Origin of the sequence: Paenibacillus sp. FSL H8-0259 (assembly GCF_037963255.1) — a bacterium.
Classification (GTDB): Bacteria; Bacillota; Bacilli; order Paenibacillales; family Paenibacillaceae; genus Paenibacillus_AQ; species Paenibacillus_AQ phytohabitans.
On sequence record NZ_CP150147.1, the window covers coordinates 847367 to 873765 of the forward strand.

Consider the following 26399-nt stretch of genomic DNA (forward strand, 5'->3'; position numbering starts at 1 on the left):
AGGGCAGACCATATACTGGGTTATGGAGGTTGGCACCCTATGAAATTACCGGCATTCTTTATTGCGCACGGCTCTCCGCTGCTGGCTCTTGAGGATAACGAATACACACGTTTCCTGGAGCGGCTGGGTTCTGATCTGGGGAAGCCCCGCGGCATTGTAGTTTTCTCGGCGCACTGGGACAGTCCCCAGCAGCTGATTACAGTGGACGCACAGCATGAAACGCAGCATGATTTCTATGGTTTTCCGGAAGAGATGTATAAGCTGGCCTACCCGGCCCCGGGCGATCCCGCGTTAAGCAGCAGGATTTCCGCACTCTTCAAGGATAGCAATCTTTGTCATCAGCCTATACTCGGCCGGGGCCTTGACCATGGGGTCTGGGTTATTCTGAAGAAAATGTTCCCGCAGGCCGACATTCCCGTCGTAGCCTTATCCGTCGATTCGATGCGTTCTCCCGAAGAGCAGTACAATATCGGACGGATGCTGGCCCCGCTGCGCGATGAAGGAATCCTCCTGATCGGAAGCGGAGGACTGGTCCACAATCTCAGGCTGCTGAAGCAGGATGATCAGCCCGAGCCCTGGGCGCTCGACTTCGATGCCTGGATCGCTGAGCGGCTCGAAGCATGGGATCTGGCTTCACTTTTTGCATTTGAGAAGCAGGCTCCGCATGTGCGGGAGGCCGTTCCCACCTACGGGAAGGAACATTTCGTACCGCTCTTCTATGTAATGGGTACAGCCGATGAGGGCAGACGGGCGCAGTTAATGATTCAGGCCTATCAATACGGTACCCTAAGCTTAAACTGCTGGATGGTCGACTAATACACAAATAAATGCAGGATACAGCCGCTTTAATGGCTGTATCCTTTTTTGTATGCAGATTTTCCCGTGTGCTCAAGACAAACTCTGCCAGCTATGATTAAATGAAAGAAAGCTTACTGACAAAACTTTAGGAGGAACAACAAGTTTATGACGATAAACCGGTCTTCAGCCCGTCCTATATCAGTCTTCGTCCTTGCTGCCGCGCTGCTCTCCGCCTGCGGGACAGAGAATGCAGTAACGGTTCCAGTGCCGACTACAGTAGCAGCTACTGTTGAACCCCAGCCGACAGAAGCTGCGCAGCCCACTCCGACAATAGCGCCTGCAGCGGGAATAGTATCCGGATTAACGGGGCTTCCGGCTACGGACGGAACGCTGCCCCGGCCGCTCGCAGTCATGATCAATAATGCCCCGGCTGCCCGGCCGCAATCCGGAGTCAGCGAAGCGGATATCCTCTACGAAGTACTGGCGGAGGGCGGAATTACCCGGCTGATCGGAATCTTCCAGAGTCATACCGGGGTGGTGAAGATCGGCCCGATCCGCAGTATCCGCCCTTATCTGCTCGACATTGGCGAGAGCTACGGCGGTGTGACTGTGCATGCGGGAGGCAGTCCGGCGGCTTACGCCATTCTGCAGAAGCAGAAGAAGGAGGACATGGACGAGATCGGCCGTGCAGGTGCCTACTTCTGGCGGGACAAGGAGCGCAAAGCCCCGCATAATCTATACAGCAATGCCGCCAAGCTGCGGGAAGGTGCAGGGAAGCTGGGATTTGCCGAAAGTGTGGAGGTTCCCGGGTTGCTTTTCACAGATCCGGATTATGCGCCTACTGAGGGGAAGCCCGCGCTGGAATTCAATGTAAGCTTCCTGCTGAAGAGCTATACGGTGGGGTATAAATATAATGCTGAGCAGCGCACCTATGTCCGCTGGGTGAACGGCAAACCGCATCTGGATCTGAATAATAACAGTCCGGTGGCAGCGGCGAACGTAATCGTAATGGGCTCTGACCATAAGGTGCTCGATGATGTCGGCAGGCTGCAGGTGGATGTGGAGCTGGGCGGGGAAGCGCTGCTGTTTCAGCGCGGAGTAGCGATTCCCGGCAAATGGTCGCGCAGGCCCGGAGACATCATCCGGTTCGTGAAAGAAGACGGCAGGGAAGCGCTGATGTACCCCGGCATAACGCATATTCTGATTGTACCGAACAGTCCATCCTTCGGCAGCCATGTCGATTATGCGCTGGCACCTAGTCCCACCTGATAAGCACCGGATAATTAACCGTTCATATGATTATTTTCGCAATTACAGGGAATTGTTATTATAGTGTAAAAAAGTTCGGTTTTTTACTTCTATCCATTCTATTGATATGATAAGATAACAAGGGTTGTCATTCATTTTCATGCTGTTTACATTTGGGTGGCTTCACGTTTTCACGGCAATTTTATGTAAAGGGGTTTAAAGCTAATGAAGTTGAGAAAAAAGGATATATTCTTTGAGACGCTGGAAAACATGGCCGATACCATTGTTCAGGCGGCAGATTACTTCGCTCAGAATATTTCAACTCTCCAGGACAATGTTGAGAATTTCGCCGGGGTGATGAAGAAATACGAATCCCAGTGCGATACCTACACGCACACCGTCATCAAGGAACTGAACAAAACTTTTATTACGCCGCTGGAACGTGACGACATCATGGACCTGATCACAAGCATGGATGATGTTATTGATGGTCTGGAGGCTTCTGCCTCGCGTTTCTATATGTATAACCTGCTGGATGCGGATGAGTATATCGTCCAGTTCGCGGAAATTCTGCGCCAAAGTGCGTATGAAATCCAAAAAGCGGTTCATTTGCTCTCCCAGAAGAAGCTGCTGGCGATCCGTGAATACACGATCCGTCTGAATGATCTGGAGAACCAAGGCGATGAAGTGCTTCGTATCTGTACGAAGGCCCTGTTCGAAACTGTAAAAGACCCGATTGAACTGATTAAGCGCAAAGAATTGTACGAGCGGTTGGAGACGACCACGGATAAATGTGAAGACGTAGCCAACATGCTGGAATCGATCATCATGCGCAATTCATAAGGGGCTCTGAAATATGGATACATCTATATATGTACTAGGTTTTGTTATATTTCTTGCGCTGGCGTTTGACTTTATCAATGGTTTCCATGATACAGCCAACGCAATCGCTACCTCAGTCTCTACACGCGCGCTGAAGCCGCGTACAGCCATTATGATGGCAGCAAGTATGAACTTTATCGGTGCGCTGATGTTTGAAGGCGTAGCGAAGAAGATCGGCGGCAGCATTGCTGACCCGGCACTCCTGGATAACGGGATAGATATTCTTATTGCGACGCTCATTGCGGCGATTATCTGGAATCTGGTAACCTGGTGGCTCGGGATTCCATCATCGTCCTCCCATGCGCTTATCGGAGCTTTGGCCGGAGCGGTATATGTAGGTGCAGGTTCGGAGAATGTGAAATGGCATGGCTTCATTGAGATTGTGGAGGGGCTGATCTTCTCCCCGCTGATCGCATTTGCCATCGGTTATGTTGTGATGATGATTCTAAAGTGGATCTTTGCAAAGCGCAGTCCGCATACCGTGAACAAGGGTTTCCGTTCCATGCAGATCATTACGGCGGCGCTCCAATCCTTCACACATGGTACGAATGACGCCCAGAAGGCGATGGGGATTATCACCTTTGCCCTCGTAACATCGGGACGGCTCGACACTATGCATGTACCACTCTGGGTTAAGATTGCAGCGGCAACATCCATGGCGCTCGGAACGTCCATCGGCGGCTGGAAGATCATTAAGACCATGGGTACCAAAATTTTCAAAATTGAACCGATTAACGGCTTCGCAGCAGATATTTCGGCCGCGTCCGTTATCTTCACAGCTACACTGCTTCATCTGCCGGTAAGTACGACACATGCCATTACCTCTGCAATCCTCGGGGTAGGCTCAGCCAAACGCTTCTCCGCCGTGAAATGGGGAGTAGCCGGACGTATCGTGGTGACCTGGTTTATTACCATTCCGATCAGCGCAGTGCTGGCGGGAGTAATCTTCAAACTCTTTTTCTAGACTTGAATTGAATAGATTGCCCGTACAAGATGTCGCGGAAGCCACGAATGGCTGCGGACATCTTTTTTTGTGTTTCCAGCTTTTTTTGTGTTTCCGGCTTTTCTTGATTTTGCGGGGAGTATTTTGGTTTTTCAAGAGAGGAATGTCACAATAAGTTACAGCGAACTGATAAAAAACATTAATAGGCGTAAAAAGAAAATGAAATACGTCACATTTAGAAAAGAAAATGACATGAGTGATTAAAGGTTTTCGTAGTTTTTTGTAGTTTTCGGTAGTCTTTAAAGTAAGGTGTGTTTTAAGTGTTACCATAGCTGACAAACACATAATGATATACAAAGGAGGCCCTGTCGTTGATCGACTTTCATCAGGTAGACAAACATTACGGACATTTCCATGTACTGAAAGCCATTGACCTGCATGTTCAGGAAGGGGAAGTGGTTGTCGTAGTCGGTCCTTCCGGCTCCGGCAAGAGCACTATGCTGCGCTGCATTAACCGACTGGAGACTATTACGAGCGGCGGACTGACCGTTGACGGTATAACTGTAAATGAACGCAAGACAGATATCAACAAGCTGCGCAAAGAGATCGGAATGGTCTTCCAGCATTTCAATCTGTACCCGCATAAAAAAGTAATCGATAATATCACACTCGCGCCGATTAAGGTGCTTGGACTAAGCAAAGCGGAAGCCGAGAAGACGGCGATGTATTATCTGGAAAAGGTCGGGATTGCCGATAAAGCACAGTCCTATCCTTCACAGCTGTCCGGCGGACAGCAGCAGCGTGTGGCGATTGCCCGGGGGCTGGCGATGAAGCCGAAGATTATGCTGTTCGATGAGCCGACCTCGGCGCTTGACCCGGAAATGGTCGGGGAAGTACTCGATGTTATGCGGACTCTGGCCCGCGAAGGCATGACGATGGTTGTCGTTACCCATGAGATGGGATTCGCCCGCGAGGTGGCCGACCGGGTAATCTTCATGGATCAGGGACAGATCGTGGAAGAAGCGGAGCCGGAGCAATTCTTCGCCAGTCCGCGTGAAGACCGGACACGAACGTTTCTCAGCCGTGTATTAAGTCATTAAACAAATATATAGGATTCAGGGGAGGAACAGAAATGAAAATGTCAAAAAGCTTCAAAATGTTAAGTGTACTGATGATTGCGGCTATGCTCGTGATTGCCGGCTGCGGCAACAACAATGCCAAGAACAATGCCGGAGGGAATGACGCTGCTGCAGGAACGGCTACTGACTCTGAGGCGATTGCCAAGATCAAGGAACGCGGCAAGCTGCTCGTAGGCGTGAAGTACGACACCCGCCTGTTCGGTCTGAAGGACCCTGCATCCGGCAACGTAGAGGGCTTCGACATTGATATCTCCAAAGCCATCGCCAAAAAAATTCTGGGTGACGAGAACGCGATTGAGCTGAAGGAAGTTACCTCCAAGACACGTATTCCGATGCTGAATAACGGCGAAATCGATATGGTTGTAGCTACAATGACCATCACTGAAGAACGCAAGAAGGAAGTTGATTTCTCCGACGTCTATTTCCAGGCAGGCCAATCCCTGCTGGTGAAGAAGGGCAGCCCGATTACCGGACTGGATGACGTAACGAAGGATACGAAGATCCTGGGCTCCAAGGGCGCAACCTCCATTAAGAATATCAAAGAAAAAGTGCCGGGTGTAACCGTGCTTGAATTCGATAACTATCAGGATGCATTCAGCGCCCTGAAGGCCGGCCAAGGCGATGCACTGACTACGGATGATGCGATTCTGTACGGTATGGCTTCGCAGGACCCGGGCTATGAAGTTGTAGGCGAGCCGTTCACCGATGAGCCTTACGGCATTGCAGTACAAAAGGGCAACACCGATGTAGTTAAAGCCGTGAATGATACACTGGCTGAACTGAAAGCAAACGGTGAGTATGATGCCATTTATACGAAATGGATTGGTAAAGCTCCAGCGAAATAAGCATGTGCTAAGCTTCAGCTTACTTAACAACCTGCCTTATATTACTCGCAGAAACGGATGCCATCCCATGAGGATGGCACTGCCGTTTCTACTTGTTTATAGGAAGGATTCCTATGTGGGGCAAGAATGAACTCATCTTTGGGCAAAGGCAGGTGAAATCTATGGAATTTTCAATATTAACGAATTATTTCGGGCTGTATATGGAAGGGTTCTACGGCACCGTGCTGTCCAGTGTATTGGCCCTGATCGGCAGCTTCCTGATCGGAGCGGTGATTGCGGTCTTCCGCATTACTACTGTGAGAGCGCTGCGCTGGTTCGGAACGGCGTATGTGGAGTTCATCCGCAATATCCCGCTGCTGCTTGTAGTGTACATCTTCTATTATGGACCTTCTGCTCTGGGCTTTACGCTGGACGGCTTCAAGGCGGGAACAATCGGACTTGCGGTATACACCTCAGCCTTCATCGCCGAAGCGATCCGCGCCGGAATCATGGCCGTTCCCAAGGGACAAATGGAGGCCTCCCGTTCATCCGGCCTAAGCTACATACAGACGATGCTGCATATCATTCTGCCGCAGGCGATCAAGCTGGTTATCCCGCCGCTCGGCAACCAGTTCATCAACCTGATCAAGAACTCCTCGGTGCTGACACTGGTAGCCGGCCTTGATCTGATGTATTTCGCGGACAGTATCTCAACAGAGACTTACCGTACCTTCGACACCTATATCTTCGTGGCGTTGTTCTATCTGGTGCTTACCCTTCCGCTCAGCTACGGCGTACGCGTGTGGGAACGCAGACTGCAGCGCAAATATTAAGAAGCCACTCAAAGCATAAAGGAGGGATATCATGGATTTTATTGGTGCATACTCCGCCGATAATTTGAAGTTTTTGCTGGACGGACTGTATATTACGCTGATCGTTGCTTTTGTATCGATCATCCTGAGTTTTGTTATTGGCTGTATTATTGGAGTCATCCGCTACTCGGAAGTGCCGGTATTGTCTCCGGTGATGTTCTACCTGGTCGAGCTGATCCGTAATCTGCCGCTGCTGCTGATCATATTCTTCATCCGCTTCGCTTTGCCGGAGGTAGGGATTAAGCTTGGACTGATAACGGCGGCGATTGCTGCACTAACGATATTCGAGGCGGCGATGATCGCTGAGATTGTCCGGGGCGGGTTGACGTCCATTGATAAAGGGCAGATTGAGGCTGCACGTTCCTCCGGTCTCAGCAATTTCCAGACCCTGTGGCATATCGTGCTCCCCCAGGGACTGCGGCGGATGGTTCCGCCACTGGTCAGCCAGTTCATTTCGCTGCTGAAGGATACCTCACTCGCGGTGGTCATTTCATTGCCGGAGCTGATGCACAATGCCAATATCGTAATCGGGCACAGCTATGGCTACGCGATACCGACGCTGGCGCTCGTCGCACTGATCTATTTCACCGTAAACTTCCTGCTGTCGATGCTCTCCAGAAGACTTGAGAACAAAACAGCATAAATCGAGCGGGACCGGGGCAAAGCCGTATAAAATAAAGTGCGGGTATGATACTATAGTTGTCAACATCTCTAGGCGGGAGCAGTGGCGATGGGACAATCTATTCTGAGAATGAGAGTTGCACAGATTCTGCTGGTGGCAGTCGTTACGGCTGTAGCCGGTGAATTCAAAATAAATCCGTTTGATGGCGACATCTTCCGGATTGCTATGGGCAGCAGCGCTTTTCTGCTGTTTTTGCTTTTAATGAGGCAGTTGCCGTATATCAGTACAGGCATTGCTACGGGTGTGGTCGTTCTGCTGTTCCGCACGGCAATGGATGCAGTAGAAGGAAGCGGACAGACGTTTGAGCAGAGCCTGAACAGTCATTTCTCCGCGATGGTCTATTATATTGTGTTCGCCTTGCTGATGCATGCCATCAAAAGCCGGCTGGATACCTTCCATCCGCTGGTGCTGGGCGCTGTTGCCGCAGTAATCGATCTCTTGTCGAATGAAATGGAGCTGCTGACGCGGCTGATTGTGCTGGATTCGGCCTCCTTCCGGCTGAACGAGTGGACTTATCTGATGGCGATTGCTGTCCTGCGTACGTATTTCACAACCGGGGTATACAGTAGTATCTCGGTCAGCCAGATGCGGATCAGGGCACGTGAACAGAATGAGCGGATTGAGCAGATGCTCGGATTCGGCTCCGGCCTGTACGGCGAAGTATTCTATCTGAAGAAATCCATCGGAACACTGGAGAATGTGACGCTAAACAGCTTCGAGCTGTACCGCAATCTGAAGGCAGGGGAAGGACCGGAGCCGTATAGCCGGCAGGTGCTGGATATCACCCAGCAGATCCATGAGGTGAAGAAGGATTCCCAGCGGATTCTGGCCGGGCTTGTGAAGCTGGTGGAGCGCGAGGTCACCGCTGATATGCCGTTATCGGGAATTCTGCGGTTCACGGTCAAGAGCAATGCCAAATACGCCGAAATGCTGGGCAAGCAGATCAATTTTCATATTCATATTACCTCCGATTACACAACCGACAGTTATATTCCTCTGCTGACTCTGCTTAACAACCTCACTGCCAATGCGGTGGAAGTCATCAAACGTAAAGGCAGCATCAACCTGGATGCTTATGAGAAAGACGGCATGACCATTTTTACAGTGACCGATAGCGGGGCAGGGATTCATAAGCGTGACCTGGAGCTGCTGTTCGAGCCGGGTTTTACTACGAAATTTGATGAAGAGGGAATCGCCGCTACGGGGATTGGACTCTCTCATGTACGGGATATAGTGAATATGTTCGAGGGAACGATTACCGTTCAGCCGATGTCGCATGCCGGAGGGGCCATGTTCCAGATTATTGTGCCGAGTGCAAAGCTGCGGAAGGAGGAATAGAGAATGCCGCTTTCTTTCTGTATTGTAGATGACGACGCGTCGGCAAGAAGAATGCTGCAGCATATTATTGAGGATAGCGGACTTGGCGAAGTGGTGGGTATGGCGGAATGCGGGCAGGAGGGGGTAGCCCTGATCCTGAGTGAGACGCCGGATATTGTGCTGATGGATCTGCTGATGCCGGACCAGGATGGTATTGAGACGATCATTTCCCTTCAGGCGCAGGGCTGCCGGTCCAAGTTCGTGATGATCTCACAGATTGAGAATGGTGATATGGTCAGCCGCGCATACAAAAGCGGAATTGAATTCTTCATCCGTAAGCCGATCAACAAGATTGAAGTCGAATCTGTGCTGTACAAGGTGAATGAACGTTATGCGATGGGCCGTTATCTGGATGAGATCAAGCTGACGCTCGGCAAGCTGGAGGGGCTGCAGTTCGGAATGCCGCAGATGCCGTCCGGCAAACGTTCCGTCAAGGAGATTATCCAGCCGATTCTGATGAATATGGGAATGATCTCGGAGAACGGCAGCCGGGATATTATCACGATCATGGAGCTGGCGGTGGCGGGGGGGAACAGCGGGAGCCTTCCGCCGCTCAAGGAATTGTATGAAATGGCAGCTGCTACATATAAACCGGTGCCAGCCGATGCCGCCAAGGAAGTCAAAGCGATTGAACAGCGTCTGCGCCGGGCGCTGGCGGCCGGACTGGCGAACCTGGCTTCCATCGGTCTGACGGATTACGGCAATCCGAAGTTCGAGCATTATGCGCCGCTGTATTTCGACTTTGAAGAAGTGCGCCTGAAGATGAAAGAGATTGAACAGGGGCGCGACACCGGCAAGGTGAAGGTGAACATCAAGAAGTTCCTGCAGGTGCTTCATTTGGAAGTGCTGGAGGGGATGGGCCGCTAGAACGGAATTGATACGGAAAATGAAGCGAAAAATAAACCTCCGGAACCGCTGCCCAGCGGACTGGCGGTTATTTTTTTGAGATAACGGGAGCCCGGGCGGATACAGAAGTTTCATAATAGTAGACCTCATGCGTTACAATAGTAGCAGGCCGACAGGCAACGGGATGTTGCCGTGCGGATAGCAGGATAAGGTGGAGGACTCATATATGATACGAACGCTTGCGGTAACACATAAGGGCGAGGTGCTGACTGACCTGCCGCTTCAGAGTATAGTGCTGGATAACTATGCCTGGATTTGGGCGGATTTTGCCATGCCTACGGAAGAAGAGACATTGCTGCTGGATACTTATTTTCATTTTCACCCGCTGGCCATTGAAGACTGTATGCATGTGCTGCAGCGTCCGAAGCTGGATTACTACGAGGATGTGCAGTTCTTCGTGCTGCATGCGCTTAATGAGCGTACGCTGGAGGCGGAAGAGGTCGACCTTTTTCTCAGCAAAAAATTCCTCGTCTCCTACCATCACCAGAATAAATCGGAAATGGAGGAAGCGTGGCAGATGGTACAAGCTGAAATTCATAGCCGTAAAGGCTGGTCGGGCGGGCCGATGGCTGCTGCTTATACGGTAATGGACAAGCTGGTCGACAGGTATTTCCCGTCGCTGTACACCCTGGAGGATGAACTGGCAGATCTGGAGAGCAAGAGCGACAGTGAATCGGTGGAAGAGCTGATGAGTCAGGTGTTCAACGTGCGCGGAAGACTGCTCAAGCTGCGCCGGACGATCGTGCCGATGCGTGATCTGATGTACCGGATCGTCAACTCGCAGCATGTGCAGAGCAACGGGGAGGAACGGATCTACTTCGGTGATATTTATGATCATCTGCTGAAGCTGACCGACATGATTGAAGTTGACCGGGAAATGACCGCCGATCTGCGTGACAGCTACATCTCGCTCAACTCCAACCGGATGAATTCCATTATGAAGACACTGACGGTAATTACTACCGTATTTATGCCGCTGACGCTGATCGCCGGAATCTACGGGATGAACTTCAGGGTGATGCCGGAGCTGGACTGGGATTATGGTTATTTCGCGGTGCTGCTGCTGATGCTGGTGCTGGGAGTCGGGATGTTCAGGTGGTTCCGGCGGAGCGGCTGGTTTAAGTGAAACCGTGAAGAGAACCGGACAAGGACCGGGTGATAAAAGAATGGTTATGGCTGACGACGCATGGGTATTCATGGAATACAGCGGTCCGGCAGCAGACAGACAAGGCGTGTTAAACGCCGCCGCTTAAGAACGGCGGCGCTTAACGGAGGAAGGGGCCCCGGTTTTGCGGCTTTTGGAGGTATTTTTACGGCGCTGCGTGGTTGGGCGTCTTTTTTTGCGCCGTTTGGGGGTATACAGTGCCGCATCTTCTTCCGCCGCAAGGGCTCCCGCTGCGCTTCCCTTGCCTTTGCCGAATCCGCCCATCACCAGCTTCACCATCGGAGCCATCTGCGAAAAGCCCTGCATAACCTTCTGTACCTTGCCCATGGAGTTGACGATCCCGTCAATCCCGCCCATCCGGTCGACAATTCCCTTGATCTGCTCCATATTCGCGAGACTCCCGAGGTTGCCCAGCCCGCCCAGCAGACCCCCGGCCTTCGCAGTAGCAGCTTCGGCAGCGGGCACAACAAGTGCAGTATCGGCAGCTTCAGCACCGAAGGCAGGCAGTATTCCGGGTTCTCCGGGAAGCGGGGCAGGCGCGTAGGAAGAGAGGCCCGGATAGGGTGACGGATTGTACGGCTCAGCCAGTGAACGCCCTTCCCTGCGGGAATGATTATAGTAATGCTCAGGCATAATATCACATTCCTTCGTTAGTGGTTTGCTATACTGTATGTCATGGGCGAACATACGGTATAGACGAATGCCCGGGTAACCGGGATACTAGCGGAAAAGGGCGAATGCCTACAAGGACCCTCCGGAAGTGAAGAAACCGTGTCCATGCTTGATTTCGTGAGGTTTTGTAGTACTATAGTTAAGGCGGTAGAACCTAGGAATCAGAGGAAGAAGGCCGTAAGCTCCATTAGTGGTGTGCGCCCGGGGTGGACGTTTGTCCATCATTTTCGTTCTTTACAGCGTGAAACCGTTAATGCTTGAAAAATGTGCTCCAGTGCAATATAGTAGAGGCAAGATAGTCACATTAAGTTTATGCTTCCGAGTATCTAATTTGTACGAAGCTTAATCAGTGATGCTAATGCTGACCAAACTTTTAGGGGATGATTAACGATGCAGCTTAAGAAGCTAAACGATAAAAGTATCGATCAATTATTTGAGGCTATTTTAACATTGAAAAATATGGAAGAATGCTATGTGTTCTTTGATGATTTGTGCACGGTGAACGAAATTCAATCGCTCTCGCAGCGCCTTGAAGTCGCGCGGATGCTGGGCAAAGGGTCTACATACAATCAAATTGAAGCAGAAACAGGTGCCAGCACAGCAACAATCTCCCGTGTGAAGCGCTGCCTGAACTACGGCAATGACGGCTACAAGCTCACGCTGGAACGTCTGGGACGTTAATTGATGCAGCCGGGTGTGCTGATGATCAGTCACGGCTCCCGCGATAAGACCTGGGTGTCGATCGTAGAGGAAGCCGTGAGTCATTTATCGCTGGGGGAAGAGATTCCCGTGGCGGTATCTTTCCTGGAGCTGGTAGAAGGACGATTGATTCAGGACGGTATAGACGAGCTGGAACATGCAGGGGTCACAGATATTATTGTGATCCCCTTGTTTGTGTCCTCCGGCAGTACGCATATCGATGAGATAGAGTATGCACTGGGCGCTAAGCCGGTTCCAGAACGGGAGACGGATCTGGAACGGTTCCGGGTTACAGCGCAGATTCACTTCGGCTATCCCGTTGACGACGATCCGGACATTGCGCTGATGATCTGGGATAAGCTCCGGGAACTCTCGAAGAATCCGGAGCGGGAGACCCTGCTGCTTGTCGGACACGGCAGCAGGCATGAGGGCTTCCGGCAGCGCTGGGAGCAGGGGATTTCCTCACTCGCGGCGCGGGTACGGGAAATAAGCGGGTTGGCTGCGGCCGATTACGGGCTGCTGAACCCGGACAGCGTAAGAAGCAGAGTGGAGTATTGGCAGGAGCAGGGCCATGATGTACTGGTGGCTCCGCTCTTTTTAAGTGAGGGGTATTTCACCAAGGTTGTTATTCCGCAGCGGCTGGAAGGGCTCGAATATGCCTACTCCGGCCAGACCCTGCTGCCGCATCCGCTGCTGCCGCGCTGGATTGAACGGCAGGTGGAGGCGGCGCTGCTGCGTCTGCGGTGCCGGGGTTAGAAAATAACATATGCGAGAAGGATCGAAGGGGATTTTGGAACTGTAGGAGCGTTAGCGATCGCCTGAAAGCTTTCCGCAGGAAAGCTCGCTACGGAAGCAGCGTGCCCAGTCACAGGATATTCACCGTAGTGACGATTGAGCTTTAGTTAGCATCTTAATTTCAGCTTATATAGAAAAAATAGAATGCGTCCAGTATTTATTTTGGCAGCCGCCGCATACATATATCTATACTTTCTGACGGGCTAAGGAGTCTTCAGCGCTGCGCGGGAGTATAAATATAATCCTCTAAAGCTCCCTGACATTGCTTGTGGGGTCCTGAATTGGGTATAATCAGTAAGGTTATCCATTATATAAACAGGTGGCGTTCCGGTAATGAAAACTGCGAGATTGATTTATAATCCCACTTCTGGTCGGGAAGAAATGAAAAGACGACTCGCCGATATTTTAGACCGGCTGGATGTTGGCGGCATTGAAGCCTCCTGTCATGCAACAACCGGAGAGGGCGATGCCACAGCAGCCGCAGCTGAGGCTGTAGAGCGCGGTACGTATGATCTGATCATAGCTGCCGGAGGCGACGGTACGCTCAATGAAGTAATCAACGGGATGGCTGAGAAGCCTAACCTTCCCCCGCTCGGCTTATTACCGCTCGGGACTACCAACGATTTTGCCAGGGCCATGGGCATTCCGAAGAATTGGGAGGATTCCTGCGACCTGATTCTGCGCCAGGAGTCGCGCCTGATTGACCTCGGCAAAGCCAATGACCGTTATTTCATTAATATAGCCGGCGGCGGCCAGCTGACGGAGCTTACCTATGAGGTTCCCAGTAAGCTGAAGACCATGATGGGCCAGCTTGCCTATTACCTGAAGGGTATTGAGAAGATGGCCAGCCTTGCTCCGCAGGAGCTGTACATCCGCGCGAACGGCCAAGAGATGATCCATGACGAGTTCATGCTCTTCCTGATCGCCAATACGAACTCCGTCGGCGGCTTCGAGAAGCTGGCTCCGGGTGCCAGAATCGATGACGGTCTGCTCGACGTAATTGCCGTCAAGAAATGCAACCTGGCCGAATTCATCCGGCTGGTCCGGCTTACGATCCGCGGCGATCATCTGAATGACAAGAAGGTTATCCATTTCCGCACGGATGCGATGGAGGTTACCTCCCCAGGCTACGTCCAGCTTAATCTGGACGGCGAACTCGGCGGCACGCTGCCGGGCAATTTCAGTATTCTGCCGCATCATCTGCGGATCTTCGCGCAGAATAATTAACAAGATTAATAGTGAAGATAATGAAAGAAGTGAACCTATACACATGAGTAAACACCGCAGCGGGCGCAGCGCAAGCCGCCGGGAACAAGGGCCGGCTTCTGTCGCCGGACTGCCAGTGAATAAGAATGATGAGGTCCTGCTCGATATTATCGGCATGACCCATGAAGGTGAAGGGGTAGGCCGCGTGGAGGGCTTTACCCTTTTTGTGCAGGGCGCTCTCCCCGGTGAGAAGGTCCGCGCCAGAGTGCTGAAGACCAAGAAGCAGTATGGCTACGCCAAGCTGATGGAGCTGGTACAGGCCAGCCCCGACCGTATAGGGCCGCCTTGCCCGATCTATGATCAATGCGGCGGCTGCCAGCTGCAGCATATGGACTATACCGCCCAGCTGGCGTGGAAACGGCAGCTGGTGGTGGACAACCTGCAGCGGATCGGGAAGCTGCAGGTTGCGGATGCGGCTGACGGTAATGCCGCAACAGGAGAAGGGATCCGCGTCCTCCCTACCCTTGGCATGGACGAGCCTTGGCGTTACCGCAACAAAGCCCAGGTGCCGATCGGTGTAACCGATGGCGGCCTGGTCGGCGGCTTCTACGCACGCGGCAGCCACCGGATCATCGACATGGAGACCTGTCTGATTCAGCATGAGGACAATGACAAGGTCGTCGCCACCGTGAAGAGCCTAGGCCGTGAGCTTGGCATTACCGCCTATGACGAAGAGACCGGCCGCGGGCTGCTGCGCCACGTTGTGGTGAAGAAAGCCTTCCGCACCGGGCAGATGATGCTGGTGCTGGTAACCAATGGCCGGGATATCCCGCATCTGGATGCCTGGCTCGGCAGTATCCGTGAGCAGCTTCCTGAAGTGGCGAGCATCTGCCAGAACATTAACACCCAGAAGACCAACGTTATCTTCGGTAACGATACCCGCGTCTTATGGGGCAGCGATGTGATCTACGATTATATCGGAGATGTGCAATTCGCCATTTCAGCGCGCTCCTTCTATCAGGTGAATCCGGTACAGACCGAGGTACTGTACGGCAGAACCCTGGACTACGCTGCGTTAACCGGCAGCGAGACCGTAATCGACGCCTACTGCGGCATCGGAACCATTTCCCTGTTCCTGGCCCAGCATGCCGACCAGGTCTACGGCGTGGAAATTGTGCCTGAAGCCATCGAGGATGCCCGCGCGAACGCGAAGCTTAACAACATGAACAATGTGAAGTTTGAAGTCGGTGCATCTGAGGATGTTATCCCTGCGTGGAAAGAGCAGGGCATCACCCCGGATGTTATCGTCGTCGATCCGCCGCGCAAGGGCTGCGACCCCAGGTTATTAGAGACAATCCTGCTGATGAAGCCGGAGCGTGTAGTGTATGTATCGTGCAACCCGTCCACCCTGGCCCGCGATTTGCGGGTCCTGGAAGATGGCGGGTACAGAACCGCGGAGGTCACTCCGGTGGATATGTTCCCGCATACGGTGCATGTGGAGAGTGTGGCTTGGTTGGTAAGGGATGTTGTAACCCTCTAATCTAAAAAATGAATAAAGATGTGATAAAGCCGATAAATAGATGCAGGGTAGAGGACGAATCCCTCTGCTGTAACCCCCACATAAACTGACCTCTGATCACTTAATGTTTACCTATAAGCCGGGCAATCTTCAGGCATTCCCCTGATTATCGCCCGGCTTTTCTTTTCCCGGTATCCCTTTCTACGATGCCTCAGATGCACTGGCACTTCAAATCCTTTCCTGGAAATTGATTATCGCACAAGCCATAAAGAACAATTCAAGAATAGGGTTGGTTAGTTCTGAGGTGAGGTAACGTACAAGTGGATTATAAAATTTAAAAGTATAAACAGAGAATATTGAATTTAATCGGCTCTTTCATTTGATAGGATGATATCGTAATGGGCAATCCAGAATGGGGGGGAATCGAGAAAATCAATTCGTTTACAGCATGCTTGTTGGCGGAAGGGTTTTGATCAATTGCGCACCTAGCCAGGCTAGGCACAACTAGCCGGTGAAAGTCCGGCCGAGGTAGGAGCAATCGCCTCGTAGCTGGCACGCAACTGGTGGAGAGATCCTAAGGTTGAAGCCCTGTGCAAAAGTACCTTCTACAGGAAGGGCGAGCAAACCGGCAGGCCGTAACATGAAGTGAATCCTGTCGCGTCGTCACAAAAGCCTCGAAAGAGTCAAGATGAATATGAAGATACCGTATCCTTACCATGGAAGGACTCACGTTTGCTGCTCTCCAACAATCGGAACCAGGTCTTCTGGTTAAACAACAGGGTAAAGAGAATGCGAAATAAATAGGTATAAGTGAACCAGAATTTATTATTGAAAGCGTTACCACATTAGTGATTGAGGACATGGAGTTCCATAAATACCGGTTTGATTTCTTTTGGTAGTTAATTGAATGACTGCTTTTGTTCTATCGTAGAGAAAACACCTCTTCGATATGGTTAAGCTGATTTTCTAGGTGTGAAAGTTGAGTTTATTTATTATCATTTTCACAATCCGATGAATGGGAGTGGATGACTGTTGTTGAAGAATCGAATGTTTTATGGGGTAAAGCTCATACTCGCGATGATGCTTGCCATACCGATTTTATGGACAGGTAACGCTACAAGGGCAACAGCCGATGGTACTGGGGTGAACACGAACTTAAGCGGCTGGGCGACTTCGGGGGATGCGGGGACATTAACGAACAGTGCAGACGGGAAGCTGCTCACGTCTGGCGGTAATTTCTTTGCGCTATCGACAACGACTGCCAACGATTTTACTTATGAAACTGATGTGACCATTCGCCAATTCCAAGGGAGTGGCGCATTGGTATTCCGCTCCAATAACAGCGGCTGGGGCTCTTATATGCTGCAGATCGATCCGGTAGGCGGCCGGATTCGCTTGAAGGATGCGAACGGAGATCGTGAGTTGGGCGTGTACAGCGTTTCGCTTGCGGCTAACACAACCTATCATCTGAAAGTGAGAGCTGTTGGATCAGCGCTCCAGGTATACTGGGGGAGCAATACTACACCTGTGATCAGCATAAATGATAACGCTTACACCGGAGGTTACTTAGGTGTTCAAGTTTGGAACAGCTCGATGTTGTTCCAGAACATCATAATGACACCGGATTCGACAACGCCAACTTCAACTCCAACTGCACCAACACCAACACCAACACCAACACCAACACCAACACCAACACCAACACCAACCGCAACAACTCCACCCATGTACACGAACCTAAGCGGCTGGGGAACTAGTAATCTGAAAAGTTGTATGTCAAGGGGCGAGTGGACGCTGAATCAGAACATTGTTAAGGGCGTCGGATCTGCGAACGCAGAAGCGACTTGTATCGCCGACAGTGTGACAAGCGATTTCGTGTTTGAGGGTGACGTGACGGTGGACTCCTTAACGCCGCAAGCGGTCGCAGGGTTGATGTTCCGTTCTGACAGGGATGGTACGAACGGATATATTCTTCGAATACGGCCGAGCGATCATACCGTCACATTACTCAAAAAACACGGGGACACCGAAACGGTAATCCAATCGAAATCCGGCATTCCTTTGAAGACTGGGAACAAACACCATATTGAAATAACGGCGATAGGTTCGAACCTTACGGTTTATGTCGATGGGTATTCGGCGGAGAAGATCGTAGCACAAGATGCCGACTTTTTGAGCGGATACGCCGGAATGACGGTGAAGAATGGGGCCGCATATTTTCAAGATGTGTATCTTACCCCATACAGCAATTATTATACTGAACTGTACCGGCCGCAATACCATTTTACGGACACCCGAGGATGGGCCAGCGATCCGAACGGACTGGTGTATTTTGAAGGTGAATATCATCTGTTCCACCAGGATGGAGGCCAATGGGCTCATGCCATCAGCACCGACCTTTTACATTGGAAGCAGATGCCGCTTGCGTTGAAATGGAACCACTTGGGGCATATTTGGTCGGGGTCCACGGTTGCTGATTTAACCAACGCTTCAGGGTTGTTCGGGGACTCGGGCGGTAAGGGTTTGATTGCCTATTATACTTCATTCAATCCGAATAAGCCGAACGGCAATCAGAAGATCGGGGCTGCGTATAGCAAAGACAAGGGACGCACGTGGGTATATTACGGGGATGACGCCATAGTGCCTAACCCGGGCGGCATTAACGGCAGTTGGGATTTCCGCGATCCGAAAGTCGTGCGTGACGACGTCAATAACCGATGGATTATGGTGGTATCCGGCGGGGATCACATTCGATTTTTTACATCGACTGATCTGCTTCATTGGACGTGGACCGACAATTTCGGATATAGCCAATATATACGCGGCGGGGTGTGGGAGTGCCCGGATTTGTTCCAACTTGCGGTGGACGGGAATGCAAACAATAAAAAATGGGTGCTGATGATCAGTACCGGCGGCAACCCGAATACGCAAGGTTCGTCGGCGGAATATTTCATTGGTCAGGTAACGGCGGATGGAAAATTCGTAAATGACAACCTTCCGGGCAAAGTGTTGCTTACCGACTTCGGGAAAGAGAATTACGCTGGGATGTCGTTCTACAACACACCAGATAACCGGCGCATTACGATGGGATGGATGTCAAATTGGGATTACCCATTTAGCTTCCCGACCGAAGGTTGGAAAGGGCAATTGACAATTCCCCGCGAGCTGTCGTTAAAGACCGTGAACGGGAACGTCATCCTTGCGCAGAATCCGATAAGCGAACTGAGTTCATTGCGTGGAACCGATTTTTCAGTTAACAATGTTCCGGTAACACCGCAATCCGGCAATATCCTTGGAACGGTCAATGGAAATGCATACGAAATTGTCGTGGAACTCCAGCTCCCCAATTCTGGAGCGGCTACCGAATTCGGATTCCGATTGCGGGAAGGCGGAGGACAGAAGACGGTCGTCGGCTATCGGAGTACCGATAACAAGATGTTCATCGATCGATCCGCTTCCGGCAGAACGGATTTTGCTTCCAATTTTACGACGTTGCATGAGGCGGGCGCGCAACCCGTCAACGGTGTCGTCCGTATGCATATCCTTGTGGATGAGTCTTCTTTGGAGCTATTTGGCAACGACGGGGCAGTGGTCTTTTCGGACATCATCCTACCGGATTCCACTAGCAGCGGGATGAGCTTTTATGCATCCGGTGGAACGGTTGTCGTGAAATCATTACACGTGTATTCCTTGAAAAATACATGGAGAAGTTCGATGTAGATGGCAATACAGTACAATGAATAGTGCTGGATCGCCGATTGCCGGAACTCGGAGTCGGCGATCTAGTATGGATGAAAGATGCGCGGGGAGCCGCAATCTGAGGGAATTCGCCTAAGTTAAAATTGGGTGATTTTCGTCTGATTTCAGTTGGCCTGCTTCACCGCGCAGATGCGCAGCCGCCGGTAGTCTGCGATCCACTGGCCCTGCTGGTAATGCTCCGGCCGCAGTTGTTCTTCTACTGCTTGATAGATCGCTACCTTGTGCTCCGCGCTGACATCGTAGAAGAAGTCATCGGCCATCATGTCCAGCCAATCATGGACTCCGCTCTCACCATGCAAGGGTGTAGGCCGTTCAAAATGCTGGGCCAGCGTAACGAGGAAGCCATGCTCCTCCAGTACTGCCGCATATTGGCCGATGGTAGGGAAGTACCACGGATTACGTCCTTGCGGGTCATAGCCATGCGCGGTCAGTGCGCTCTCGGTCGCATTCACGAGAGCGGCGACGTTGCGATAGCCGCCGAACTCGGCGACGAATCGCCCGCCGTCCCTTAGTGCGCTTGCTACAGTCACCGCGACCGCGTGCGCGTCCTTCATCCAGTGCAATGCTGCGTTAGAGAACACCGCATCGAAGGGTTGGGCTGCCCGGTAAGTGTACGCATTCTGGGCGCTCAGACTCAGGTGCGGGTACTTGTCGCGGCCGCGTGCGATCATCTCAGGCGACAGATCGATGCCTACCGTCACCGCTCCGGCTGCCGCGATCTTAGCCGTCAGGTCTGCCGTCCCGCAGCCGATATCCAGCACGCGTTCACCGGGCTGAGGCTGTAGCAGCGAGAGGACGTCACCGCCCATTTTGGAGACAAAGTCCAGTTTGTGATCATACGTGTCCGCCTGCCATTGGTTATTGGAAGTCGAGTGAGTCATGTGCTTCCCCTCCTTTGAAATCCAGTATAGCGATGCACAGCTTATAAATGAAATATATAGTTTCTATTTAGTTTATATCCATTGCCTATAAGTGCTGCTCTTCAATAAATAGAAAATAGACCGCAAACCTCTGGCGGTTAGCGGTCTATTTACGTATATTGGATAGTAATGGAATTAATACACGAGCACGCCCGCACCAAGCATGGATTTGTTTAACACGGAATTGCCGGCCAGAAATACCTTTTGCAGATTAGGCAAGCGGCTTAAGGTTTCTATATTGGAAATGGCATTGTTCTCCAGATGAAGCTCTTCGATGGCCTGCCAGTTGCTCATGAAGTCCAGAGAAGCCAAATTGCTGTCTTGCAGGGTGAAGGAACGCAGAGCGGACAGGTTGGCGAAATAAGGAAGCACCTGGTCAACTTCACTGACGGAGTTATTGTTCATGCTAAAAGAGGGCCGGTCTAAGGTCAAATGCTCAAGCACGCTGTTCGCCGCGCCAGCCTTTTGGCCGAAATCCAGACGGCATTCCGAGCACACCAGTGTGTTCACCTGCTTCAAACGAAATAAGGCATCGCTCTCCTTATACAGCGACGAATCGTAGATGCTTAGTGTCTTCAGGCGGGTCAAGTCGTTCAGGGCGTCAAGCTGGGTCATTTCGTCGATGTCCCAGAGAGAAAGCTGCGCAAGCTCCGGGAATTTCCCCAGAGCGGCCATATCGAGCTCCTCACTTCCGCCCCGGATTGTCAGGGCGGTTACGGCAGGCGCTTTCAGTCCGGGGAGAAAGTCGCCGGGTATTTCGACCCGTCTTACGCCCGGCAATGTCAGCGCTTCTGCCTTCTCGTAGTACCCGGACAAGGTGAATTCCCGCAAAGAGGGCAGGCTGTTCACGGCCGCTACCGAGCTAAGCTGGCTTAAGGAAGCCAGGCGGAGTGTGGTAATGGAAGTCTTTCCGGCCAGAGGCTTCAGATTAGAAAAATTCAAATTTTCCGTGTCAAGCGTTTGCAGAGCAGGCATGTTTTGCACAAAGTCGATGGACTTTACATTGGTCAGATAAGAAAGGTGAAGCTCCTGAAGCTGGGTTAAGGCGTACAGCGGCTGCAGGTCTGTGGCTTCACTGTGATGGATGGCCAGGGATGACAGCCCGGACATGGACGATAACCACCCCAGTTCATCGACAAAGGTAAGCGACAGGGACTTCAGCGGCAGCTTATTCAGTAAATGAAAATCCGTCACAGACTCATCCACATAGGTAATGGACAGAGAGCTTAGATTGGGGAATTCCAGCAACATCGCCAATTCCTGATTGCTGCGAAGCTGGGTGGTTAGCTCCGTAATTTTAGACTTATCGCCAAAGTAGCGGGAAAATGTGCTGAAGGATTCATTAAAGGCGCCGCCATAGCTTTTTAATCCGGCCATATGGGCAAGCGTTGTTTGGTCCGCCTGGGAGATTTCGTAGGTATTCGTCAGGTTCAGTGCCGTCAGCCCCTTAAAGGCTTCGAAATCCCGCTGATCGATCTCCTGGGTATTCAGTCTTTTGTCCTGGGTAACATAAGTGATCTTCTCGGCCCGCTCATTGCTGAAGGGATCGGAGAGGCTATAGGTGAAACGCCACTGGTCATTCTCCGAATGATCTACGGTTAAATAGCGCAGACGGGCCAATTCCTCTTCTGTCGGCATCGCAGAGCCTTTATCCAAGATCTCCCGCAAAAAGGAGAGCAGGACCTCGCTTTCGGGCATCTTCCGCACAGACAGATTGGCTTCTGTTGTGTGCTGAGGGGAGTCTAAGCCGTAATAGAAATAAGTACCGATGGCGCCTGATATGACGAGCAACAGGATAAGTACCAGCCTTAGGGGGACGGAGACAGAGACGGACGGCTTTGGCGTGGCCGTGGCCTCAGGAACTGTCCCGTGATAATGGTTAATGGTCTGATCCACATAGTAGACATGATTTTGCTTCAATAGAAGCTCTGTATGGCAATAGGGACACTTGAGGATCGTACCTTCCTTGTAATCAATTCTTCCGCTGCAATTGGGACAGTTTAACGGAATAAATGCCACGAATGCCTCCTCCTTCATGATGTGATGATGATAAGCTCATACTGAGCTGGCATCTGAGTTTATTATACTTCTTCTATTCTATTACACTTTCCAGAGAGGATAGAGCCAGTTGTTGTCAAAAAGCAAGTGATTTGTAGGTGGCTTGGTTGGTGAGGGCAGGTAAAGGTGATACAGATGGCGGGAGACAGATTTGACATAATATTAATGTGGAAATCCACCAATTTCAACCTATTTCCCCCAAAATGAAAAGAAGACCCCAGGAAACTGCAAGTCCTGGGGTCTTCTTTTTTGTACTTATGCTTCATCATAGAGAATCAATAATGCTTGCTGACGAACTTACCGGGCCCGTCCAGCCTGCATCGTCAATTGTACCAATTCCTCCAGCAGCTGCTCCTCCAGGCTGATGACTTCACACATTCTTCTGTGAATCTTCTCCCGCCCGGCCGGCTTATTGCCGGAGCACATCACCTTGATCATGAATTGATTGATCAGATCCCACTGCTCTCCTGCATGACGGTAGCCCTCGGCGGCCCGGGAGAGTGCAGGTACAGAAGCCTCGCGGTTAAGCAGCTGCAGGAACTGGCTGAACCGGATCCGGCTGATGGGCAGGGCGTTGGCGTACAGCTTGAAGCGGGAACCGGCTTCGGCAGAATGATCGGCGGGAAGCCCTGTATGCAGGTAGGTCCCGGCATAGGATCTGAGGTTAGCAGCAACCTCGCCGGGCTGAACCTGATTGGCTGGATTCGTCAGCATTTCATGAAGTGTTGTCTGCCAATCTGTGTAGGAACGCGAAGTATCACAAAGCTCAAAGATGGCATAGAAATGGCAGGCTTGCTCGAGGATATCGAAATCTATTGCTTCAAGCTCTTTGCCATAGTAGGCATCCGTCAGATAGATGATATTGCCGGGCCGGTCCAGTCCAACAGCGAGACAGGCATGGCTGGTATGCAGCCTGCGGAAGGCCACACACCAGGGGCAGTCATAGGAATCGAAGCCGACCAGCACCGGCATTCCCGAAGACAGCCGGCTCTCCAGGAGGTCCAGTAGAAAGTTCTTATCCATGGCCGGACCCTTTCGTTCTATGTAATTGAACATAAGGCCATGGTATGCAGAGAGAGAGTCTGTACTGATCCGCGGCAGCACTAACCGCTCAATTAACGGCTGATCCGGGGACTGCAGTTCTGCGAAGGACATCTGCCAGGCATTGCCGTACATGCACTTGCTGTCCTTGCCCTGCCACTCTGCGACAGACTGGATACAGTCATCAATACAGCTGCGCAGGGTAGGATAGGGCGTACTCTTAATGGGAGCAATGTTCAGCACTGCTCATCATCTCCTTTGCCGACAAAAAGTGACTCTGCAACCGGTTTCGATAAGAGGCAGGAGTCATACCGCTATATTCACGAAATAGCCGGTAGAAATATTTCATGTCATAAATTCCGACCTCCAGGGCAATGGACTGTATCCCAAGCTCTGTGAACATCAGCAGGAGGCAGCTATATTTCATGCGGATTTCCTGGAGCATCTGGATATAGGACCTGCCGGTCTTAATTTTGAATAATCTCTGAAACTGGCGGGAGCTCACCGCAATTTGGCGGCTCATCTCCTTCAGTGTGATTTTCTCTCTGAAATGACTGATCATATACAGAATGACGTCATGCAGCGGATCATAGTCTATTTCGGGCTCCTGAGCGAACGGAAGGGCGGCTGCGGGCATTATGAGGTCTGCCAGTTCGAACAGCAACGGGTATAGCTGCTGTTGGTCCCTAAGTGAGCCGCAGCTCTGCATCTCATGCATACGGCGGAGCAATAAGGCCAGCTCCATGCTGCTCTCCCTATACCCGAACCATTGCTTGACCTCCAGAAGCTCCAGGAGCGGGAACATCTCTTCTTCAGAAAAGGGTTCCGGCAGCCTCCTGAGCATCCTGCCCAGCTCAGGCCTGAGCATACAATTGTAGATGAGGAGCGGCTCTGCACCGGTCAGATCCTGCGGCTGGAAGACATGGGAAACCCCGGGCGGTATAACTAACAAATCCCCTTGCATAACCTGCATTTTATCCTCATCCGCTTGGTGGATGCCTTCCCCCTGAACCACATAGGCGAGCTCTACAAAATCGTGCTGATGACGTACGGAAGTGACCGTTTCCTGAGTCAGGAGCATTTGTACCGGCGAACAGGAGTCAAATAGATATTCCCCAGTAAAGACCGGAAAAACTTCCATAACACAAACCTCCGTTTCCTGCTTCCTTAAGATAGACATCTGGAATCCATCCTAGTATATCTGAATATTTTGGCGTATTCAACCATATATTAACAGTACACTATTTGGTATATTCATCCTATTCATTCCTATCATGCCTACTGAAAGGGGTATACACATGCAGCAAAAGGTTATTGAGATTATCGCGGAAATCAAGGAGGAGCCGGGCCTGCTTCAGACGCTGAGCGGAGCTTCCGATCTGACGCTGGATGCCGCACTGGATTCGCTGCAAATCATCAACTTTATTCTGAGAATCGAAGACGAATTCGATGTCGAAGTAGACTTTGATACCTTTGATCTTGAACATTTGAAATCGGTGGACCGCTTCTCCGCGTATGTCGCCGAGCTTGCTGTACGATGAAGCACGCTGTACACTGCGGCAGCCTGGAGTCGGAACGGTACTGGCGGGAGGAAGACCTGGCTGCTCTGCCATCCGTTCCTGATGCGAAGGCTCTGGCTATCGTGCAGGCCATGGATGAACTGCTGTTTGTCTTCTGCGGGAGCGGAGATATTCTATTAACCCGCCATGGGATGGACAAGGCTCAATATGACTATCTGCAATCTCTCAATTATTCATTCAAGACCAATATGAATCCATTAACCCTGGGCGTGGAGGCACCTGGCACAGCACAGAACGCACTGAATGCAATGAATGTATTCGAGCTGCTGGGCAGGCTGAACCCCGGGCAGGAGCCGGACAGGTTAATACCGGAAGGATCATGGCTTGAGCCCTTTGCCGTGCTTCCCGGAACGCATGAGGCGGTTAAGCGGTATAAGCTTCAGCCCGCTCTCCCGGATGAACAGACTGTGCGCAAAGTGAATACCAAAACCTACTCTGCTGCTATGCGGGACAGGCTGCTGCTGCCGAATATCGCTGTTGTTGTCCATAGCGCGGAAGAGCTGCTGCAATCAGGACAAGCGCTGCTGGAGGAGGGGGCTTTTCTGATCAAGGATGAGTATGGTGTATCCGGCAAAGGCAATCAGCTCGTGGACTCTGAGCGGATATTGCGCCGGATTGCCGGGTACCTGGAATCCAGCCGGAACCAGGACAAACGAATAAAGTTTGTGCTCGAGCCGCTGCTGGACCGGGAGACCGACTTCTCCTGCCAATTTCACATTGACCCGGAAGGCCGGATCTCGATATTGTCCGTTCAGCAGCTGGTCAACCATGGTTTTGCCTTCGGAGAGTCCCACTCCCCGGAGCCGGCTCTGCTCGAAAGGCTGGACCGGGAAGACTATTGGGAGATCATGCACAGCATTGGGCGGGAGCTGTATGCAGACGGTTACTTCGGTGATGTATGCGTCGATTCCATGCTGCTGCGTGACGGAAGCCTCGCCCCTCTGGTCGAGATCAATGCCCGGAAGTCGATGAGTCTGATCAAGCATAATGTAGACCGCCAGCTCAAGCAGGAAGGAATGCATACCTGCCTGTTACAGGTGCCGCTGGCAACCATGGGCGAGGTTCATTATGCAGATCTGCTGGGGCGGCTTGAGCGGGAAGGCATATTATTTTCGCTGGGAGCGGGGGAAGGCGTGATTCCTTTGGCTTCGGGCACACTTCAGCCTCCTGACCCGTCCCGGTCTGCCGGTTCCACTAAGGGCAAGCTGTATGCAGCACTCGCTTACCGGGATGAAGACAGTAAGCACAGACTCACCCGCAAGCTGGACGAATCGCTTCTGCGCTCGGGCTACACTATACTGCGATAAAGAAAGG

Annotated in this window: 23 protein-coding genes; 18 read left to right on the forward strand and 5 right to left on the reverse strand. The window is 51.6% G+C overall.

All coding sequences use genetic code 11. From position 1 onward, the window contains the following. The first annotated feature begins 39 nt into the window (after nt 1–39). From NSU01_RS03650 to corA, 11 genes are all read left to right on the forward strand, one after another. Complete coding sequence (locus NSU01_RS03650; protein WP_042133424.1) at nt 40–816, forward strand: class III extradiol ring-cleavage dioxygenase; 777 nt, start codon at nt 40–42, stop codon at nt 814–816. Between the two features lie 147 nt (nt 817–963). Further along, nucleotides 964–2067, forward strand: coding sequence for a DUF3048 domain-containing protein (locus NSU01_RS03655; protein ID WP_076248057.1), 1104 nt, complete (start codon nt 964–966; stop codon nt 2065–2067). Between the two features lie 204 nt (nt 2068–2271). Continuing rightward, nucleotides 2272–2889, forward strand: a complete 618-nt coding sequence (locus tag NSU01_RS03660; RefSeq protein ID WP_039298293.1) for a DUF47 family protein — start codon at nt 2272–2274, stop codon at nt 2887–2889. A 13-nt stretch (nt 2890–2902) separates the two neighbouring features. Next, nucleotides 2903–3892, forward strand: a complete 990-nt coding sequence (locus NSU01_RS03665) for an inorganic phosphate transporter (RefSeq protein ID WP_039298295.1) — start codon at nt 2903–2905, stop codon at nt 3890–3892. Nucleotides 3893–4242: 350 nt separating this feature from the next. Continuing rightward, nucleotides 4243–4971: an amino acid ABC transporter ATP-binding protein gene (locus NSU01_RS03670; protein ID WP_076248059.1), complete on the forward strand. Its 729-nt coding sequence runs from the start codon at nt 4243–4245 to the stop codon at nt 4969–4971. 32 nt (nt 4972–5003) lie between these two features. After that, nucleotides 5004–5855, forward strand: coding sequence for a glutamate ABC transporter substrate-binding protein (locus tag NSU01_RS03675; RefSeq protein ID WP_039298300.1), 852 nt, complete (start codon nt 5004–5006; stop codon nt 5853–5855). A 161-nt stretch (nt 5856–6016) separates the two neighbouring features. Continuing rightward, nucleotides 6017–6667: an amino acid ABC transporter permease gene (locus NSU01_RS03680; protein WP_039298474.1), complete on the forward strand. Its 651-nt coding sequence runs from the start codon at nt 6017–6019 to the stop codon at nt 6665–6667. Nucleotides 6668–6698: 31 nt separating this feature from the next. After that, on the forward strand, nt 6699–7349 hold the full coding sequence (locus NSU01_RS03685; protein ID WP_042133429.1) for an amino acid ABC transporter permease: 651 nt from the start codon (nt 6699–6701) through the stop codon (nt 7347–7349). Nucleotides 7350–7436: 87 nt separating this feature from the next. Further along, nucleotides 7437–8726, forward strand: coding sequence for an ATP-binding protein (locus NSU01_RS03690; RefSeq protein ID WP_076248062.1), 1290 nt, complete (start codon nt 7437–7439; stop codon nt 8724–8726). A 3-nt stretch (nt 8727–8729) separates the two neighbouring features. After that, on the forward strand, nt 8730–9632 hold the full coding sequence (locus NSU01_RS03695; protein WP_076248064.1) for a response regulator: 903 nt from the start codon (nt 8730–8732) through the stop codon (nt 9630–9632). 205 nt (nt 9633–9837) lie between these two features. Then, nucleotides 9838–10797 (forward strand): magnesium/cobalt transporter CorA, encoded by a 960-nt coding sequence (corA, locus tag NSU01_RS03700; protein WP_042210486.1) that lies wholly within the window; start codon nt 9838–9840, stop codon nt 10795–10797. Nucleotides 10798–10920: 123 nt separating this feature from the next. Here the strand turns inward: corA and NSU01_RS03705 are convergent, their stop codons facing one another. After that, entirely contained in the window at nt 10921–11469 is a 549-nt protein-coding gene (locus NSU01_RS03705) for a hypothetical protein (RefSeq protein WP_042133435.1), read from the reverse strand. A gap of 429 nt (nt 11470–11898) precedes the next feature. Between NSU01_RS03705 and NSU01_RS03710 the strand changes: the two genes are divergently transcribed. The 5 genes from NSU01_RS03710 to NSU01_RS03730 all read left to right on the forward strand — a co-directional run bounded on the left by NSU01_RS03710 (nt 11899) and on the right by NSU01_RS03730 (nt 19447). After that, nucleotides 11899–12189, forward strand: coding sequence for a YerC/YecD family TrpR-related protein (locus NSU01_RS03710; protein WP_019913624.1), 291 nt, complete (start codon nt 11899–11901; stop codon nt 12187–12189). Nucleotides 12190–12192: 3 nt separating this feature from the next. Then, complete coding sequence (locus NSU01_RS03715; RefSeq protein ID WP_179093634.1) at nt 12193–12963, forward strand: CbiX/SirB N-terminal domain-containing protein; 771 nt, start codon at nt 12193–12195, stop codon at nt 12961–12963. A 372-nt stretch (nt 12964–13335) separates the two neighbouring features. Continuing rightward, nucleotides 13336–14229 carry a diacylglycerol kinase gene (locus NSU01_RS03720; protein ID WP_042133438.1) on the forward strand — a complete coding sequence of 298 codons (894 nt, stop codon included), beginning with the start codon at nt 13336–13338 and terminating at the stop codon, nt 14227–14229. A gap of 43 nt (nt 14230–14272) precedes the next feature. After that, nucleotides 14273–15748 (forward strand): 23S rRNA (uracil(1939)-C(5))-methyltransferase RlmD, encoded by a 1476-nt coding sequence (gene rlmD / locus NSU01_RS03725; protein WP_076248069.1) that lies wholly within the window; start codon nt 14273–14275, stop codon nt 15746–15748. A 1014-nt stretch (nt 15749–16762) separates the two neighbouring features. After that, complete coding sequence (locus NSU01_RS03730; protein ID WP_339302556.1) at nt 16763–19447, forward strand: GH32 C-terminal domain-containing protein; 2685 nt, start codon at nt 16763–16765, stop codon at nt 19445–19447. Between the two features lie 143 nt (nt 19448–19590). Here NSU01_RS03730 and NSU01_RS03735 read toward each other — a convergent pair whose 3' ends face one another. From NSU01_RS03735 to NSU01_RS03750, 4 genes are all read right to left on the reverse strand, one after another. Further along, nucleotides 19591–20367: a methyltransferase gene (locus NSU01_RS03735; protein ID WP_076248074.1), complete on the reverse strand. Its 777-nt coding sequence runs from the start codon at nt 20365–20367 to the stop codon at nt 19591–19593. Nucleotides 20368–20541: 174 nt separating this feature from the next. Further along, the gene (locus tag NSU01_RS03740) at nt 20542–22425 is read right to left on the reverse strand and encodes a leucine-rich repeat domain-containing protein (protein WP_076248076.1); all 1884 of its coding nucleotides are present in this window, start codon (nt 22423–22425) and stop codon (nt 20542–20544) included. A 336-nt stretch (nt 22426–22761) separates the two neighbouring features. Then, on the reverse strand, nt 22762–23748 hold the full coding sequence (locus NSU01_RS03745; protein WP_076248078.1) for a hypothetical protein: 987 nt from the start codon (nt 23746–23748) through the stop codon (nt 22762–22764). Continuing rightward, nucleotides 23726–24646: an AraC family transcriptional regulator gene (locus NSU01_RS03750; protein ID WP_076248080.1), complete on the reverse strand. Its 921-nt coding sequence runs from the start codon at nt 24644–24646 to the stop codon at nt 23726–23728. The genes NSU01_RS03745 and NSU01_RS03750 overlap by 23 nt, the downstream gene beginning before the upstream one ends. A gap of 157 nt (nt 24647–24803) precedes the next feature. Between NSU01_RS03750 and NSU01_RS03755 the strand changes: the two genes are divergently transcribed. Both NSU01_RS03755 and NSU01_RS03760 read left to right on the forward strand, forming a co-directional pair. Next, nucleotides 24804–25046: an acyl carrier protein gene (locus tag NSU01_RS03755; protein WP_042133457.1), complete on the forward strand. Its 243-nt coding sequence runs from the start codon at nt 24804–24806 to the stop codon at nt 25044–25046. Then, a complete protein-coding gene (locus tag NSU01_RS03760) occupies nt 25043–26392 on the forward strand; it encodes a hypothetical protein (protein WP_076248082.1) in 1350 nt (449 codons plus the stop codon). The genes NSU01_RS03755 and NSU01_RS03760 overlap by 4 nt, the downstream gene beginning before the upstream one ends. Nucleotides 26393–26399: the final 7 nt, after the last annotated feature.